This window comes from Halobacillus seohaensis (assembly GCF_042663045.1).
In the GTDB taxonomy this organism is placed as follows: Bacteria; Bacillota; Bacilli; order Bacillales; family Halobacillaceae; genus Halobacillus_A; species Halobacillus_A seohaensis.
Window position 1 is genome coordinate 1 of the sequence record NZ_JBHSZV010000011.1, and the last position, 14755, is coordinate 14755.

Consider the following 14755-nt stretch of genomic DNA (forward strand, 5'->3'; position numbering starts at 1 on the left):
CTTCTATATAATAGAAAGAATAATTGACGTACTGGTTGGTTCGTTCAGTTTTCAAAGATCAAAAGAATGTTTGTAACTTTGCCTGCCCTCAAATGATGACAGAATAATAATATACCATGTAATAATAAACATTGCAATAGGATTCCCAAATAAATTAATAGAATTTATCCTCCCTCCTATTGATCAGAGAATTTACTATTTTGTCTACTTTCTGAAAGTCATTATGATTAACAAAGTCAAAACAAAAAACAGCTAAGTACATAAATCACCGTTCCATTTTCATTCATTGCCACGTAGTCAATCCAGCCTGCGTCTCCTGGCTGACATTGATCGTAGTGGATTCAGTTCTTCTTGTTTTGAAACTGGCAACGCCACCTAAAACCGATTTCCTTTATCTTTTGTAGGGCTGGGAGCTTAAGATTAATGTGGTTTTCTGGATAAGAAGTGGGGTCAGGGCCTTCTACGATATTAGAGATCGATGGTTGTTGAGTATGAGAGACCTGACCCCAGATGTGACGTTCTCGCGGTAGTGGCTTTTCGTGGAGATTCTGCTTATTCTCAGCGCGACTGAAGGAATCATAATAATTCATCTATTTAAAGCGGTGAACTTTAGCTAAGTGGGCACCCCAAAATTCAAACATTGTAAACCGCTAGGATAGTTCCCAGTAATTGCATTTTAAATTTAGACCGAAATCAGTTAAGGAAAAAATAATTTCATTGTCCTGATTCATTACTAAGAATAAATCTCCCCCTCGAAGCACGGAGACGATAATCGTGCCTCTTAACTTCTCAGATGAGAGGAAGCAAAAAAACCGTACCCATCCATCCCGCATCTCTATCATCTTAAAACCTATAATCCAGGGTATCTACCTTATCTTTTATGTAAAATGCGCTCTCTTAACTGTTCTACAGATAAATAGACACCATTTTCTTTACGATGAAGCATTGCATGACAGTTTGGGCAGACAGGAATTAGATCTTTTTTGGGGTTCACAATATAGTCTTGCTGTATATCATGAAGAGGTATAATGTGATGAACGTGAATAAAATCCTTACCAACTTCCCCATATGAATCTTGAAAGTTTACATCACATACCTGACATTGACAACCGTAATAATCCATACATTGCTTACGTGCAATCGGATTTCGTTCATATACATTTACGTTTATCTTTTTACGCTTTCCTTCTTCTAATGTATGAGGCACTTCCTCTGGAAAGTATCCTTCTGTCAGGTCATGTTCAAAAAATGACATGATGTAATCACGAAGTTCTCCTGCAAGTTTCATTGATCCTTGAATATTTCCTTTTAGACCATAATTACGTAATTTAGCTAGAGATAATTCAGAAGTATCAGCCTCATCTATTAATCGGATTCGAGTATGATTATATTCCTTTGATTTTTCATATTTCTCATTATCATTCCAAAACTTTTTATCATATGGTATATCACCGGTCTCTACTACACCTTCTAAAACTTCAACTTTATAACGAACTTTTTGAATATTACCTGATACATATATAAACAATATATCGCCATTCTCATAATTATAAGAACGTTTCCAATCTATGGTGTCATAATAGCTGAATGCACTCTCTACGTCATAATCATTTGGGTTAGCTGGTACTAGCCAAAATCGGCGAGCATTTTTATGTCCTCTTTCCTCAAGTTCATTACGACGAATAGTAGCAATTTCTTTAGGTACAACAAAATGATATTCATCTTCCCCTAAATAGTAAGGAATGTTATATACATAACCTCTTTCAATGTGATCATAATATTTACCCTTTGTAGTATTATATTGCTCAGCTAGGAACCTTGCTGCCTCTTGAATATTTTTTGCATCAAATAAAAGCTTGTTGTTTTTATAAATATTAATCGGACTAGGCATTGAGCGGCCCCCCTTAAAACATAACTCATTATTTATTGTACATGTAATCTATTAAAAATTACTAAACCTTAGTATTTTTTCCAATCATTAAATGGGAGATCATAAATTTATGCCAGACTAAGATAACCAAGTCCTGGGTGGTCATTATAATACTGGACCACTTCTTTTTTGAAGTTTTTAGTATATCGATTGGACTTCACCACGATCCTCACCCTTTAAGGCAACGTAACACCCCCTCTTTGAAAGTGTCTATTTTAATTAACTTTAATATACTCGCTTGTACTTTGATCTAGTGGATTGTACAAATAAAGGACTTCCCCCTCAATTGCACCCTCCAAAGTAACATCCCCAGAGCGGATGAGAACATCCTGACCACTAGAGGAATATATATAATCCATTCCTTGGAAGAGTACAAATTCATCTTCGTAAAAATCCAAAGTAACAGAAAAATCATCAACATCAGCCCAAATGGTACCCACAATTGATTCAGAAGTACCTGCTTCTTCCATAACTGGTTCAGCGGCAGGTTGATCTTTAGAAAAAATCAAGCCGCCGACTTCCATAGCTTCTCCATCAACAAAACCCTGAAGTGAACTGCCGTCTGGAAGGGAAAGGTCTACTTGTGAACCAGAAACGGTGTGGGTTCCTCCAGTAAATCCACTAACATCGCTTTTATATGCAAAGGAGCCGTCCTCATGAAATTCATAGTAGTCATTTGGTGAAGTAGGATGGTACCATTGTCCTGTCACTGTCAGATTAACAACATCCTCAGTTTCAGGTTCTTGAGCTTCCGCTTCTCTCACCTCTTGGTTATCGCCAAATACTTTGTAATTAAGAATAACAGTTAGATCTTCTTTACTGGTACCTTCAAGTACAGGGATGCCATATCCACAAGAACCGGACCAATTCATCAGGTCTTCATTAGGTAATGTTTTAGGATAGGGCGCTACACATGCTGGAGAAATACTTAAATCCCAAGGTTTATCGATTCTGTTAGATAATTCATCTACTATGACATAGACTTCCTTAGCCCAGTTGACCAATGGCTCCATTTCTCCACTATCGTAAACACCAAATATATCCCAGAGATTTTGCTCTGATGGATCTGCACCTACAACAAGGATGTTATCTTCCATGCTGATATTCCACTCACCAGTAGAAATACCTTGAGGCTCAATCTTTAACTCATTTAGTTTATCGGTATACGGAGCGATAAGTTCTTCTTCCGATAGCTCATCATCTATTGGTTCCTCTTCTTTCTTTGCTTCTGGTTCCTCCTCTACTTTTTCTTCAGTTTTTTCATCTGCTTTTGTCTCTTGCTCTTTACTTGCTTCATCCTGTCCCCCACACGCAGCTAAGAAAGCTAAAATAAACAACACGATTGTCCCTTGAATAACCCTCAATGCCCTTCCTCCCTTTTTTGTTTGTAAGTAGTCCTTCATGCTGTTTAATTATAACCATATTATGGTTAATTAATTTGTTGATACATGATAAAACACAAAAGAACCTTCTCAATCAGAAAGTACTTTTATAGGAGCAGTACTCATCAATATTCAAAATGACATTTTCTGATACTAAAGCTTATGCTGATCCTTTCTCTTTTTCTCCATTATGGAAAGGAAATGGAAGAAATAGAAGCTCTATGCAAGCCCGGCGATTGTGAATGATCAAAAAAAGGCCCTAATCGCATAGGCTCTTTTTTTGGATATAAGATTCGTTTCAATGAGGATCTTCGTTAAAACAAGACCATTCGTTCTCTTGCACTTTTCGTTTGATACCATTAAAGTATATACTGGTTGAAATCCAGCATAACTGGTAAAGGATAAGAAAATCGAAACATTTCACTTTTAAATTTTGGGAACATGTTTTCCCTTAAGGAAAGGGTTCAGATATATTATGAAAAATAATTTTTGGCATGAGCTGCCGCGGCCGTTTTTTGTTCTGGCACCGATGGAAGCCGTGACGGATGTCGTTTTTCGCCATGTCGTGAGTGAAGCAGCGAGACCTGACGTGTTTTTTACAGAGTTTACGAATACGGAAAGCTACTGCCACCCGCAAGGAAAAGACAGTGTACGAGGTCGTCTGACGTTCACAGAAGATGAACAGCCGATTGTCGCCCATATTTGGGGAGACAAGCCTGAAAACTTCCGCCAAATGAGTATTGGTATGGCCGAAATGGGCTATCGTGGCGTGGATATTAATATGGGGTGTCCTGTGCAGAATGTTGCAGCGAATGGAAAAGGATGCGGACTGATTCGCCGTCCGGATGTTGCAGCGGAGATTATCCAGGCATCCAAAGCGGGGGGACTGCCCGTCAGTGTGAAAACCCGTCTTGGTTATACGGAAGTGGAGGAATGGCGCCACTGGCTGAAGCATCTCCTGGAACAGGATATTGCCAACCTTTCCATCCATCTCCGTACGAAAAAAGAAATGAGTAATTTCGATGCTCACTGGGAGCTGATTCCGGAGATTAAGAAACTTCGTGACGAAGTAGCCCCTGATACGCTTCTGACAATCAACGGTGATATCCCTGACCGTCAGAAGGGACTTGAACTCGTAGAAAAATATGGCGTGGACGGAGTGATGATCGGACGGGGGATTTTCCATAACCCATTTGCTTTCGAAACAGAGAAGAAAGAGCATACCAGTGAAGAACTGCTCGACCTCCTGCGACTGCAGATCGATCTTCATGATAAGTATTCCGACGAACTTGAGCCTCGGGTCTTCAAACCGCTCCGCCGCTTCTTTAAGATTTACGTCCGCGGATTCCGAGGGGCGAGTGAGTTGAGGAATAGACTGATGAGCACACACTCCACCGATGAAGTACGTGCCCTGCTTGATGAGTTCGCAGAAGAACATGGAGGGGTGACGGAACAGGAAGGTTTTTCTGTTTCTTAGGTAAAGCCCCTTTCAATAGAACCGAATAAATTTTGGATATCTACAGGAGAGAAGAGCCGTTCGTGCTTTTCTCTCTTTTTTTATGGAGGGTGTCCTTACGGTTTATGGAAGATTGCTGCTTGTATGAGCTTTCCTGAAACCGACAACAAAAGTGAATTCCTTGATCATATGTTGATTAGGGAGCGTCAGCTGGATGTGGTGTTCTGAATGAGAAGTTAATAAATGTATCATTTTTTGAATTTCTTAAATTAAAAAAAACGATAATAATTTGCCATAATTCCAGTTAACAAAACATGATCTCTATCCAATAAAACACCTGCCTTCTCTCATCAATCTAAATTATTGAACTTTATTTATCTTAACAAGATGCTATTATGATTAAAGGCACATAAAACAAGAAAGAACGTGATAAGATTGCCTCTACTCAACTATGGAACAACAGACATCCATTACATTCATTATCCACAAAATCGTAAGGACATTAAAATATCAGTAGATTTAGTCAATGGGATTGAAGTTTACTCCCCTGAAAACCTTGAAGATGCTAAAGTTAACGAATTGATCAAAAAGAAATCCCCTTGGATCATAACCAAGCTTAGAGAAGATTGGTATTTTTCCTTTGAAACTCCGAAGCAACGTCGTTCCCCAAGACATATTTAATGTTGATCACCCAAATAAAAAAGACACCCTAAGGATGCCTTATCATACAGAAACTTTCATGTTATTTTGCTTTTATCTCTTAACCTGGTGAGCTTTTTCCACATCAATTCTGGCTTACCTGCAATAATAAACATACGACCTTTCACTCCTGATAAAGCTATTGTCATGGTGTTCTTGCTATCGCTTATGATGTGAATGTTTATAGTTCCCACCCTCTTCATTGGATTTGAACATCTGATATTAGGATAACCTTTTGTTTCACCCTTTAGACCTACAAATTCTAATTCCTTATTTATACAATGGTCTCCCACCGAGGAAAGGTTACATGATGCCGCCCATTCTCTGTGCAGAATATTAGATAATAATGAATGTTGAAAAACCCTTATAATCCCTGTTCCTACTGGGAAAGCCTTCCCTCTTATTAAATAACACCTCAGTATTTATGAACGGTACCCAGTCAAAAACCAGGCACAAAAAAGTTCGGTTGTCGAGCCTCCACTTGTTATTCGATTTTCCAATAATTATAGAGTGGCTTGTTCAAATTGGTGAATTCTTTCAAAGAAGAAATGATGCTTATTAGGAAGAGATTTTATTATAGCCATTGCTATGAATGTAGAATCTCAGTAGATGTAATAGATTCCTCAACAATATTTTCGTTTAATCTATGCCCTAAGACATTTACACTTATTAAAAAAATTCCTTATCATATGGTATCAATTGAAGTTTAATTTTTTAATTGTGGGATTGAAACTAGACAAAATTTCCCAGAAAAATAGAGGGGTGATTGAGGCGACCTACTTTTTATCAACTGGTCTTCCACTAAATGAAACTCATTTCTTATCGTTTTGCTGGTTGCCTGTCCCCCCTCAGATTTATTCACTTAACGGAAGCACATCAACCGCCTTAACTTTAAATCAATGTAATACATGGTAACGGTAATATTTGGTGGTGCTACACGTATTTCCTTGGTACACGTTGGCTAATTTGGCATGTGATTTCGTAATGGATGGTCTGGAGTTGATCAGCGACCTCTTGAAGAGAAATATGTTCTTCTTTAGGATCTCCAAAGAAGGTGTAGACAGCATTTCTGCTAGATTTCACCACGGAACTTACATCAATCATCGTTTGGTCCATACACACTTTCCCTACGATAGGGGACCTTTGGCCGTTGATGACTACATGGCCTTGATTGGAAAGAGATCGGGGGAGCCCGTCTCCGTATCCGATTGGAACGGTTGCCACTTCTATTGGCTGCTCTGGTTCATAGGATCTTCCGTAGCTGATAGGCTCACCGGGATAGACCGTTTTAATCATGATAGGTTTCGTTTTTAGGCTCATCACTTGTTGAAGCGAGATTAATTTTTTCATATGTTCCCCAGGATAAAGACCATACAAGCTGACTCCCACTCTTACCATGTCCATGTGCATAGGAGGGAAGGCTATTGTTGCTGCACTATTACAACAGTGGGTGATGGGAATTTTCCCATGTACGTTTTCCACCTCTTCCACAACAGATAAGAAGTGGTGAAATTGCTGTTCTGTATAAGCGGGGTCTTCATCATCCGCATCAGAAAAATGTGTGAAAATCCCTTCTACATGAACATAAGGCGATGAATTTTTTTCTAAAATTTGAAGGATATCTCCCCCCTTCTTAAGTCCGATTCGATGCATGCCGCTATCGACTTTGATATGTATGTTCACCTGCTTCTGCTTCTCTTCTGCCGCGTGAATCACATCTTCTATGATTTCCTCTGTAAACACAGTCAAAGTTAGGTCATAATCAACGGCTTCATGAACCACTTCTTTAGGGGTATAGCCAAAAACAAGAATCGGTACTTCCAGGCCTGCTTTTCTTAATTCAATAGCTTCTTCCATAATAGCAACACCTAAACGGTTGGCCCCTGCCTTGACCATTGATTCTGCACACGGGACAAGTCCATGGCCATATGCATCTGCTTTGACCACCCCCATCAACTGACATTCCTTATCAATATAATCTTTGAACGCTTTTACATTTTGTGTGAGAGCTTCAAGGGAAATTTCGGCCCATGTGGGGCGGTAGTTGGTCATGATGATTCTCTCCTCTCTATAAATAAAAGCTCCCCCATCATTGTGGAGGAGCAGGTTAAATTATACGTGTGCCAATGACTGAAATGCTTCTCGAACAGGTTTGTACTCATAACCGAGATCACGGGCTACAGCTTCATACGTCAAGTGACCATTCACCGTGTTCACTCCTGCTTCAATCGCTTTATTTTCCTCAACTGCTTTGTTCACTCCTTTAGAAGCAATTTGCAGAGCGTAAGGAATTGTTACATTTGTCAGAGCGATAGTAGATGTGCGTGGCACCGCCCCCGGGATGTTTGCGACCGCATAATGAAGAACGTCGTGTTTTTCGTAAATCGGATCATCGTGCGTCGTTATATGATCGACTGTTTCAAAGTTACCTCCCTGGTCTATCGCCACATCAACGATGACAGAGCCTTCTTTCATTTCTTTGACCATATCTTCCGTTACTAGTTTTGGCGCTCTGGCTCCTGGGATCAATACAGCCCCGATGACCATGTCCGCCTCTTTGACGGCTTCTGCAAGGTTTAATGGATTGGACATCAATGTTTGGATGTCCGCACCGAATTGGTCGTCCAACTCGCGAAGACGATTAGGGTTCAGGTCCACGATGGTCACGTGAGCACCAAGTCCGATAGCAATTTTTGCTGCGTTGGTTCCAACGATTCCTCCGCCAATGATGACGACTTTTCCACGTGAAACTCCAGGAACGCCGCTTAACAAGATCCCTTTTCCACCGAATGATTTTTCAAGGAATTGCGCGCCCACCTGTGTAGCCATGCGCCCGGCTACTTCACTCATTGGAGTAAGAAGTGGCAATTTATGATCGACAGCAACCGTTTCATAAGCGATCGCCGTCACTTCATTCTCTACTAATGCCTTTGTCAGTTCAGGCTCTGCTGCAAGGTGAAGGTACGTAAACAAAACAAGTCCTTTCCGGAAGTACCCGTATTCAGATGGAAGAGGTTCTTTAACTTTCATGACCATTTCAGAATTGGACCAGATATCGGAAGAGGTTTCAACAATCTCAGCACCAGCATCGCGATATTCTTCGTCTGTAAAATTACTTCCAGCACCTGCTTGTGTTTCGATACGAATCTTGTGACCTGCATGGATGAGGTTGACGACACCTGAAGGCGTAATGGCTACGCGGTTTTCATTATTTTTAATTTCTCTTGGAATTCCGATAATCATGGGGAGTCCACCTTTCAAATTGAATGTAAGAAAAGTATAGCTCGCCTGTTGACAATTTTGTTTAGGTGAAAGTGAAAAAATAAATAGGAGGAGTTGTGTAAAATCACAAATCCTCCTGTTCGTTCTCATAAATCAATAAATCTAAATAAAGCATTGTTTTTTGGTTCACATCTTTGAAGTCGATGTTTCCGATTTCCTTGATCCGTTTTAAGCGGTAGTTCAGTGTATTTGTATGAATATGCATATGAGCAGCTGCTTGGTGGACATTACTGTTTTTTTCAAGAAAGACTTTCAGTGTCTCAAGCAACATAGAGTTTTGACATTCATCGTATGTCTTGAGATGGGTGAGAGCATCATTTTTGTAATTTTCCTTTTTTTGAAGAGCAGCCAGTTCATTAATGAATTGATAGACACCCAGATCCTGGTAGTTGTCCACATGATGGAGCCCCGTGGAATACTGCTCCTTCAATTCCAGGACTTTCAGCGCCTGCTTATAGCTGTCGCTGATTAATGTTGGCGAGTCATAGACCAACCCGAAAGCCCCTTTTAAATCTTCAAAGTGAAGACGTTCTTTCATTTTTTGTGTGAATTCACGAATGAACGCTTGTTTCATCTCATTCGCATCCTCTTTATTATCAGTTCGAAAAAGAAGGATGAGCTGTTGGCCATCGAATATCCGGTGCACAATTCGTGTTTGATGGAGGGTTTCCGTTAAATAATACGCGTGCCGTTCAACAGCTTGACTCATTTCTTCTGTGAACTCGAAAACCGCTACACAAAGTTGGCCCTGCAAGTTCATATGATACTTTTTTGCCATTCGTTTAATCTCAGCTGGATTTTTCAGGGAGCCTGTCAGTAGCTGCCAAAAAAAATCTTTGCTGTTTTCGTCCGTCTTTTTCTTTTTAGCTTGCTGTCTAAGTAAATGATGGCTGACCGACTGGGCAGCTTCCTTCATTTCTTCCAAATGTCCGGACGTCACCGAGAGGTCATTTGTTTGAGCCCATATAAAGCCAAGAATTTCATTGTCTTTGCGAACAGATATGGCCAGGCGATCACCAAGGCCGATGGTGTCAATTTTATGAACGACGATTGGCTCGTCACTTTCAAAAAGCTTAGCCATACTACCTTGTTTCCATAACCCATTAATAACATGCTCAGGTACTTTCCGTCTCATGATCGTCGCTGTCCGTGCATTATCCACATTCTTCTCATGCTTACTGTAGGAGACAATATGGTGATTAGCATCTTCAATGGTAACCGGACATGCTAAGATTTCCGCAATGCTATCCGCTAGCCCCTCGGGGGAATCTATGACATCTTTATACGAATATGTCTTATGTGATGAATGTTTCATAGTGATACTCCTTATGATGTGAATACCCTTATATTATCATTGTTTCTAACATACACAATCCATTTTCCCTATTGAAATCTTTGTTTGATTGAACGAATATGAAGAAGTGGATTTGTAGATTCCGCCAAATCATTGAAAACGCATTCATGATAAAGTAAAGAAGTTCCTTCCATATGAAAGCGTTAAATTAAAGTGGAAGACTCAAAGACATCACAGTACAACATAAGGAGGATCAATTCATGACAAAAGCACTTAAAATTGCAAGCGCTTTTATAGGGATTATCGTCGGTGCTGGCTTTGCATCGGGACAGGAAATTCTACAATACTTCACGAGTTTCGGATACTTAGGTACGATTGGGACGATTATCTCAACCGCTTTGTTCGCCTATATGGGGATGATGCTGGTCAAACTCGGCACAAGGACACAGGCCACCTCGCATAAGGAAGCGGTATACAGAGTGAGTGGACACAAATATTTCGCGTTAGTTGTTGATTATGTCATCATTCTGACCTTGTTCGGTGTCGGAGTTGTCATGATTGCAGGAGCAGGATCCATTCCAAGTCAACAATTCGGTATGTCTCCGCTAGTAGGTGTTATTATTATGAGCGTTCTCGTTATCGCAACCGTGATGATGAACGTGGACAAAGTAGTCAAAGTCATTGGCAGCATTACCCCGTTTTTAATTTTTACAGTGATAATCATAGCCATCTATAGCCTGTTTACCATGGACCAGTCCTTCAATGATTTGAATCCTGTAGCAGTCGACCAGCCTTCAGCCTTATCGAATTGGTTTTTCTCCGCTATTAATTACGTCTCCTTTAATGTGGCAGTGGGTGCATCCATGTCCTTGCTGATGGGAGGTAATGAGAAGGATGAGCGGACTTCGGCTCTTGGCGGGTTACTTGGAGGTCTAGGACTCGGAATCATGATTGTTCTCAGTCATTTGGCGATTTTCTCGAAAGTCGATACTGTAGCTGCTTATGATATGCCGACCCTTGCTCTCGTCAATGACCTATCCCCGGTATTAGGAATATTCTATTCGATTGTTTTGTTCGGGATGGTCTTCAATACAGCAGTCGGCATGTTCTTCTCTTTTGCTGCTCGTTATACAGAAGTCGGGACAAGCAAGCACAAGAAATTTGTGCTTATCACTGGAGTTGTGGCTTTCGGTCTCAGCTTTGTAGGGTTTACAGAACTTGTCGCGTTCTTTTATCCTTTGATTGGATATATGGGGCTGTTCCTGATCTTAGCTTTGGTTACAGCGCCGTTCCGGTTGAAAAAAGAACAAAAGAAAGAAGAACGCTTATCTGCATAAACCAAAAGGTCACCTTTACATTGGTGGCCTTTTTTCATTGTTTCGTTGCCGGCCCCCGTCACGAATGTTATTTTTTACTTATGGTATGGTTCGTCGCAGGGAAATTCCAAGAGGGAATAGTAGCTATGACTCCAACAGGCTGTTTCTGAACAAGGATACGTTTATTTCTATTGGAGGCAGGGACCGTTTGGGTGTTATAAAGATATGGGGACCGCGATTGAAATTTATACTAGTGAAACTGAATAATAGAAAAAGATGCTTCCAGAAAGTCAAAGACCATCTAAAGAGCATCCTCAGTACTTATAAAAAATTTGGTGTTCTTATAAAATTTTGATGAAATTGAGTGTTTCATCCTCCTCCTAACCCATATATTAAGGGGAGTCTGCCTTATTACAAAGTTCTCTTTTAGAGTTCTTGAGTGGTTGGACGAATAATCATCTCATTGATCACGCTACATCAACGGGATGGCCTTCATCAAATGCAAATTTTATTTTGTTTTAACTTAGTTCATCATAATAGTGTTAATGTACCCCGCTAAAACACAAAGACCGTTATTTGATACCCACATTTTCCTCTGTTCTCTACCTTCTAAGGCACAATATATATCGAAAAGCAGATCATGAACTTGATCTCTATTAACAAAATCAAAAGCTTGCGTGTTGTCTCCATACTTTTTTTCTAAGTAGTCAAAGACCTTCTTATTTTCCAATTGTATATTAATATCTTCTAAAGTTTCTGATTTTCCTTGGTCAATTAGAGATAATACGGATAATTGATGAAGCCCTAAAGTTCCAATCATATTTTTATCCAAGTCCATTATTAAATCCTCCTTCATTGTCTACTTTATTCTTCATTACTTTCTGTATTCCTTCTAACATTCTAATTATTTCCAATAAAGCCACAAAAAAGTTTTCGGCATCATCAGTAATGAACGATTACACGTGACTCAATACAAAATGTTTAGTACATACGATACAGGTATTTGCCTTTATTCAATTGTTCATAGTTACTCAGCAATGCGATCCTACCCCTTAAATACATGAGTATTCAGAAAACTAATTGAATGCGCTTACATCTTGGGTTATAATTCATTAGGATGAGTGATTATTAGTATGAGTGAAGAGGGGATAAAGAATGAAGCATATATTGTCATGGAAGGTTTCCTTCCAATCATTTACTATCGACAGGATGCTGGAGTTTTATCAACTATGTCGAACAGTTAAAAGTAATATATACTTGTTTAATGATGAAATGACATGTGAAGTAACTAGATTCACAAAGCTTGTTTCATATATTTTAACATTAAAAAACCGGGAACTCCTGATTATTGTTGAAGGTAAGGATGCTCTATCAGATAGAGAATGTATAGATCGTTTTTTTAAATCTACAAAAGTCCGCTATCCTGCCTAGGTGAATGACGCCTATCCATAGAGTCTCGGTTGGGTAGAGAAAGAGGAAGCTTTTACACCAATTAGGTTTCCTGGGGAGGTCACTAATAAAAGTATTCAAGTATTCCTTCCCTCTCTATTCTGATTATATTAGCAGAATGCCCTTTAAAATTAAAAGATAATTATGTAATAATCAGTTATTTTTTTCTGACTTTTACTAAATACCCACCCTCTATGGTGAGGTTCCCCAAATCTTTCCTTCTTTAAAACGTTCATCCCAATAGTGCTTTCTATAAACCATTAAAATCAACCTCCAAATGCCGAATAATGATAAAAAGAATATTATAGAAACGCCCCCCTTTACTTTAAGATTTGAATTCAAGACATCCGTATGCAATCACTCCTCTCATTGGAAATGCCTGATTCCCGCTCTATGAACACTTTAGCAGGCAACATAATAATAACTTACAAATTAACATTATTAAGGTTTTATAAGTAAAAGACTAAGGCAATTAGTATTCATCGCCTTAGTCTTTTTACGTTTAAAAATTATTTCAAAAAAAGCAGACATCCCATAACTCTTAGTAGCTGGAGCTCACAAAAAAACTTAGATTCGAACTATGTAATGTCAAATTTTGCTTACCCAAATCAAGTCTACTCAACTTTAGATATTTTATACAGATATGGGAATAATTTTGGAGAAATTAGGCATAATATAAAATAAGTAGACATTTACTTGGTTGAAGTTGAATATATGAATCTTAAAGACATAATATAATAGCACTTTAAAACCAATTGTATAACACCTGAGTTGTGCTTAGAATAAAAGGTAAGGCTTTAATATACTGATCTGTGCACTTCATTAGCAATTAGGTAATTAGGTAAAATAGATTTAGCAAAGTATAGAGGAGGAAATGGATGAAGATTAAGGTTGATATTAACATAGATATTAAATTACCTGACCTCCCTAAAATCAACACCACAGACATACTTCCTTGGCTAACTTTAGGGGCAGAGATTATTAGATTTTTTATGATGTAAAAAGGGTTTAGGGTGTAACCCCCTTCCCCCACTACTTATTTAAATACATATTATGGGGATGGTTTTGTTGTCTAAAAAGGAATGGTTTTCATTAGCTCTGGTGGTATGATTAAGAAACTGAAACTAATAAATGAAAGGGAAGGTGACAATCCCATTGTCCCTTCCCTTTTCATTCTACCCTTTCGCCAAATCTTGCGAACTTGTGGCTCCTAAAAGAAACAGAATTATTATAGTTTTTCAAACGTATATGGCGTTGAGGAGGGACTAAGCTTATGACTGCACCCCTTGAGCATTAATTAAAAAATAGCCGACTCCTCTTAACGTACGGAGATCGGCTTTTTCTGTGTCGAATTTTTCTTAGCGTACGTTTTCCGCGTTTTGCTGGCGGTACCCCTACATAAGGTTATTTATGTAGCTGTCAAAGGATGGCGTTGTTTTATCTCTTTTATAGATAGGTTTAAACTATAATTTCCATGTTCGAGAAGGTTATTGAGTAAATGATTCAATTCTTCTTGGGATTTAATTTTTATTTTTAATAGATAACAGCCTTCGCCAGATATTCTGTGAGCTTCTACTACCTCTTTCCGATCATTAATAAAACCAATAAACGAATCATGATTTGCTGTTTTCATATGCATAATGACAAACGCCGTATAGGGAAGTCCTAATTTCATTTCATCTACTATTAGAGAGTAGGCTTTAATTACACCATTTTCCTCAAGTTTATTAATACGATTCCCTACTGCTTGACCCGTCATATGAATTTGTTCTCCTAAGTATTTCCATTGAACACGTGAATTTTCGAATAGTAACCGAAGGATCTGAAAATCAATGTTATCAAGTTCCATAAAAAAATCCTTTCAACATGAAATTAATTGATATAGAAGTGTTTCATCAAAGTATCGATAAAAATCAAATTATAATTTATCATTATATTAAATACTTT

The 14755-nt window shown here is 38.8% G+C and carries 12 protein-coding genes and 1 pseudogene; 5 read left to right on the forward strand and 8 right to left on the reverse strand.

Annotated features, from left to right (window positions below; all coding sequences use genetic code 11):
• Positions 1 to 871 precede the first annotated feature (871 nt).
• Positions 872 to 1891: an HNH endonuclease gene (locus ACFQIC_RS03885; RefSeq protein WP_204708898.1), complete on the reverse strand. Its 1020-nt coding sequence runs from the start codon at positions 1889 to 1891 to the stop codon at positions 872 to 874.
• 254 nt (positions 1892 to 2145) lie between these two features.
• Positions 2146 to 3294 (reverse strand): hypothetical protein, encoded by a 1149-nt coding sequence (locus ACFQIC_RS03890; RefSeq protein WP_204708897.1) that lies wholly within the window; start codon positions 3292 to 3294, stop codon positions 2146 to 2148.
• Between the two features lie 493 nt (positions 3295 to 3787).
• Between ACFQIC_RS03890 and ACFQIC_RS03895 the strand changes: the two genes are divergently transcribed.
• Positions 3788 to 4789, forward strand: a complete 1002-nt coding sequence (locus ACFQIC_RS03895) for a tRNA dihydrouridine synthase (protein ID WP_204708896.1) — start codon at positions 3788 to 3790, stop codon at positions 4787 to 4789.
• A 414-nt stretch (positions 4790 to 5203) separates the two neighbouring features.
• Complete coding sequence (locus ACFQIC_RS03900) at positions 5204 to 5449, forward strand: DUF45 domain-containing protein (protein ID WP_204708895.1); 246 nt, start codon at positions 5204 to 5206, stop codon at positions 5447 to 5449.
• Positions 5450 to 6400: 951 nt separating this feature from the next.
• Here the strand turns inward: ACFQIC_RS03900 and alr are convergent.
• From alr to ACFQIC_RS03915, 3 genes are all read right to left on the reverse strand, one after another.
• Positions 6401 to 7519 carry an alanine racemase gene (gene alr, locus ACFQIC_RS03905; RefSeq protein ID WP_204708894.1) on the reverse strand — a complete coding sequence of 373 codons (1119 nt, stop codon included), beginning with the start codon at positions 7517 to 7519 and terminating at the stop codon, positions 6401 to 6403.
• A 60-nt stretch (positions 7520 to 7579) separates the two neighbouring features.
• Entirely contained in the window at positions 7580 to 8710 is a 1131-nt protein-coding gene (gene ald, locus ACFQIC_RS03910) for an alanine dehydrogenase (protein WP_204708893.1), read from the reverse strand.
• A gap of 103 nt (positions 8711 to 8813) precedes the next feature.
• Positions 8814 to 10064 carry a PucR family transcriptional regulator gene (locus ACFQIC_RS03915; protein WP_204708892.1) on the reverse strand — a complete coding sequence of 417 codons (1251 nt, stop codon included), beginning with the start codon at positions 10062 to 10064 and terminating at the stop codon, positions 8814 to 8816.
• Positions 10065 to 10303: 239 nt separating this feature from the next.
• Here ACFQIC_RS03915 and ACFQIC_RS03920 point away from each other — a divergent pair, with 239 nt between their 5' ends.
• Positions 10304 to 11380 (forward strand): YkvI family membrane protein, encoded by a 1077-nt coding sequence (locus ACFQIC_RS03920; RefSeq protein ID WP_204708891.1) that lies wholly within the window; start codon positions 10304 to 10306, stop codon positions 11378 to 11380.
• 94 nt (positions 11381 to 11474) lie between these two features.
• Here the strand turns inward: ACFQIC_RS03920 and ACFQIC_RS03925 are convergent.
• A pseudogene (locus ACFQIC_RS03925) lies at positions 11475 to 11570 on the reverse strand (aldehyde dehydrogenase family protein); the annotation flags it as partial.
• Between the two features lie 312 nt (positions 11571 to 11882).
• A complete protein-coding gene (locus ACFQIC_RS03930) occupies positions 11883 to 12197 on the reverse strand; it encodes a hypothetical protein (protein ID WP_204708890.1) in 315 nt (104 codons plus the stop codon).
• Positions 12198 to 12480: 283 nt separating this feature from the next.
• Between ACFQIC_RS03930 and ACFQIC_RS03935 the strand changes: the two genes are divergently transcribed.
• Positions 12481 to 12603 (forward strand): hypothetical protein, encoded by a 123-nt coding sequence (locus tag ACFQIC_RS03935; RefSeq protein ID WP_390216954.1) that lies wholly within the window; start codon positions 12481 to 12483, stop codon positions 12601 to 12603.
• Between the two features lie 1083 nt (positions 12604 to 13686).
• Positions 13687 to 13809 (forward strand): hypothetical protein, encoded by a 123-nt coding sequence (locus ACFQIC_RS03940; protein WP_390216955.1) that lies wholly within the window; start codon positions 13687 to 13689, stop codon positions 13807 to 13809.
• A gap of 407 nt (positions 13810 to 14216) precedes the next feature.
• On the opposite strand, the gene ACFQIC_RS03945 is transcribed toward ACFQIC_RS03940, so the two are convergent.
• Positions 14217 to 14657: an Lrp/AsnC family transcriptional regulator gene (locus ACFQIC_RS03945; protein WP_204708889.1), complete on the reverse strand. Its 441-nt coding sequence runs from the start codon at positions 14655 to 14657 to the stop codon at positions 14217 to 14219.
• Between the last annotated feature and the right edge of the window lie 98 nt (positions 14658 to 14755).

Coding starts and splice junctions, on each gene's coding strand:
- ACFQIC_RS03945 (WP_204708889.1), bottom strand. CDS start 14,657: ATGGAACTTGATAACATTGATTTTCAGATCCTTCGGTTACTATTCGAA.
- ACFQIC_RS03915 (WP_204708892.1), bottom strand. CDS start 10,064: ATGAAACATTCATCACATAAGACATATTCGTATAAAGATGTCATAGAT.
- alr (WP_204708894.1), bottom strand. CDS start 7,519: ATGACCAACTACCGCCCCACATGGGCCGAAATTTCCCTTGAAGCTCTC.
- ACFQIC_RS03920 (WP_204708891.1), top strand. CDS start 10,304: ATGACAAAAGCACTTAAAATTGCAAGCGCTTTTATAGGGATTATCGTC.
- ACFQIC_RS03885 (WP_204708898.1), bottom strand. CDS start 1,891: ATGCCTAGTCCGATTAATATTTATAAAAACAACAAGCTTTTATTTGAT.
- ACFQIC_RS03895 (WP_204708896.1), top strand. CDS start 3,788: ATGAAAAATAATTTTTGGCATGAGCTGCCGCGGCCGTTTTTTGTTCTG.
- ald (WP_204708893.1), bottom strand. CDS start 8,710: ATGATTATCGGAATTCCAAGAGAAATTAAAAATAATGAAAACCGCGTA.
- ACFQIC_RS03930 (WP_204708890.1), bottom strand. CDS start 12,197: ATGGACTTGGATAAAAATATGATTGGAACTTTAGGGCTTCATCAATTA.
- ACFQIC_RS03940 (WP_390216955.1), top strand. CDS start 13,687: ATGAAGATTAAGGTTGATATTAACATAGATATTAAATTACCTGACCTC.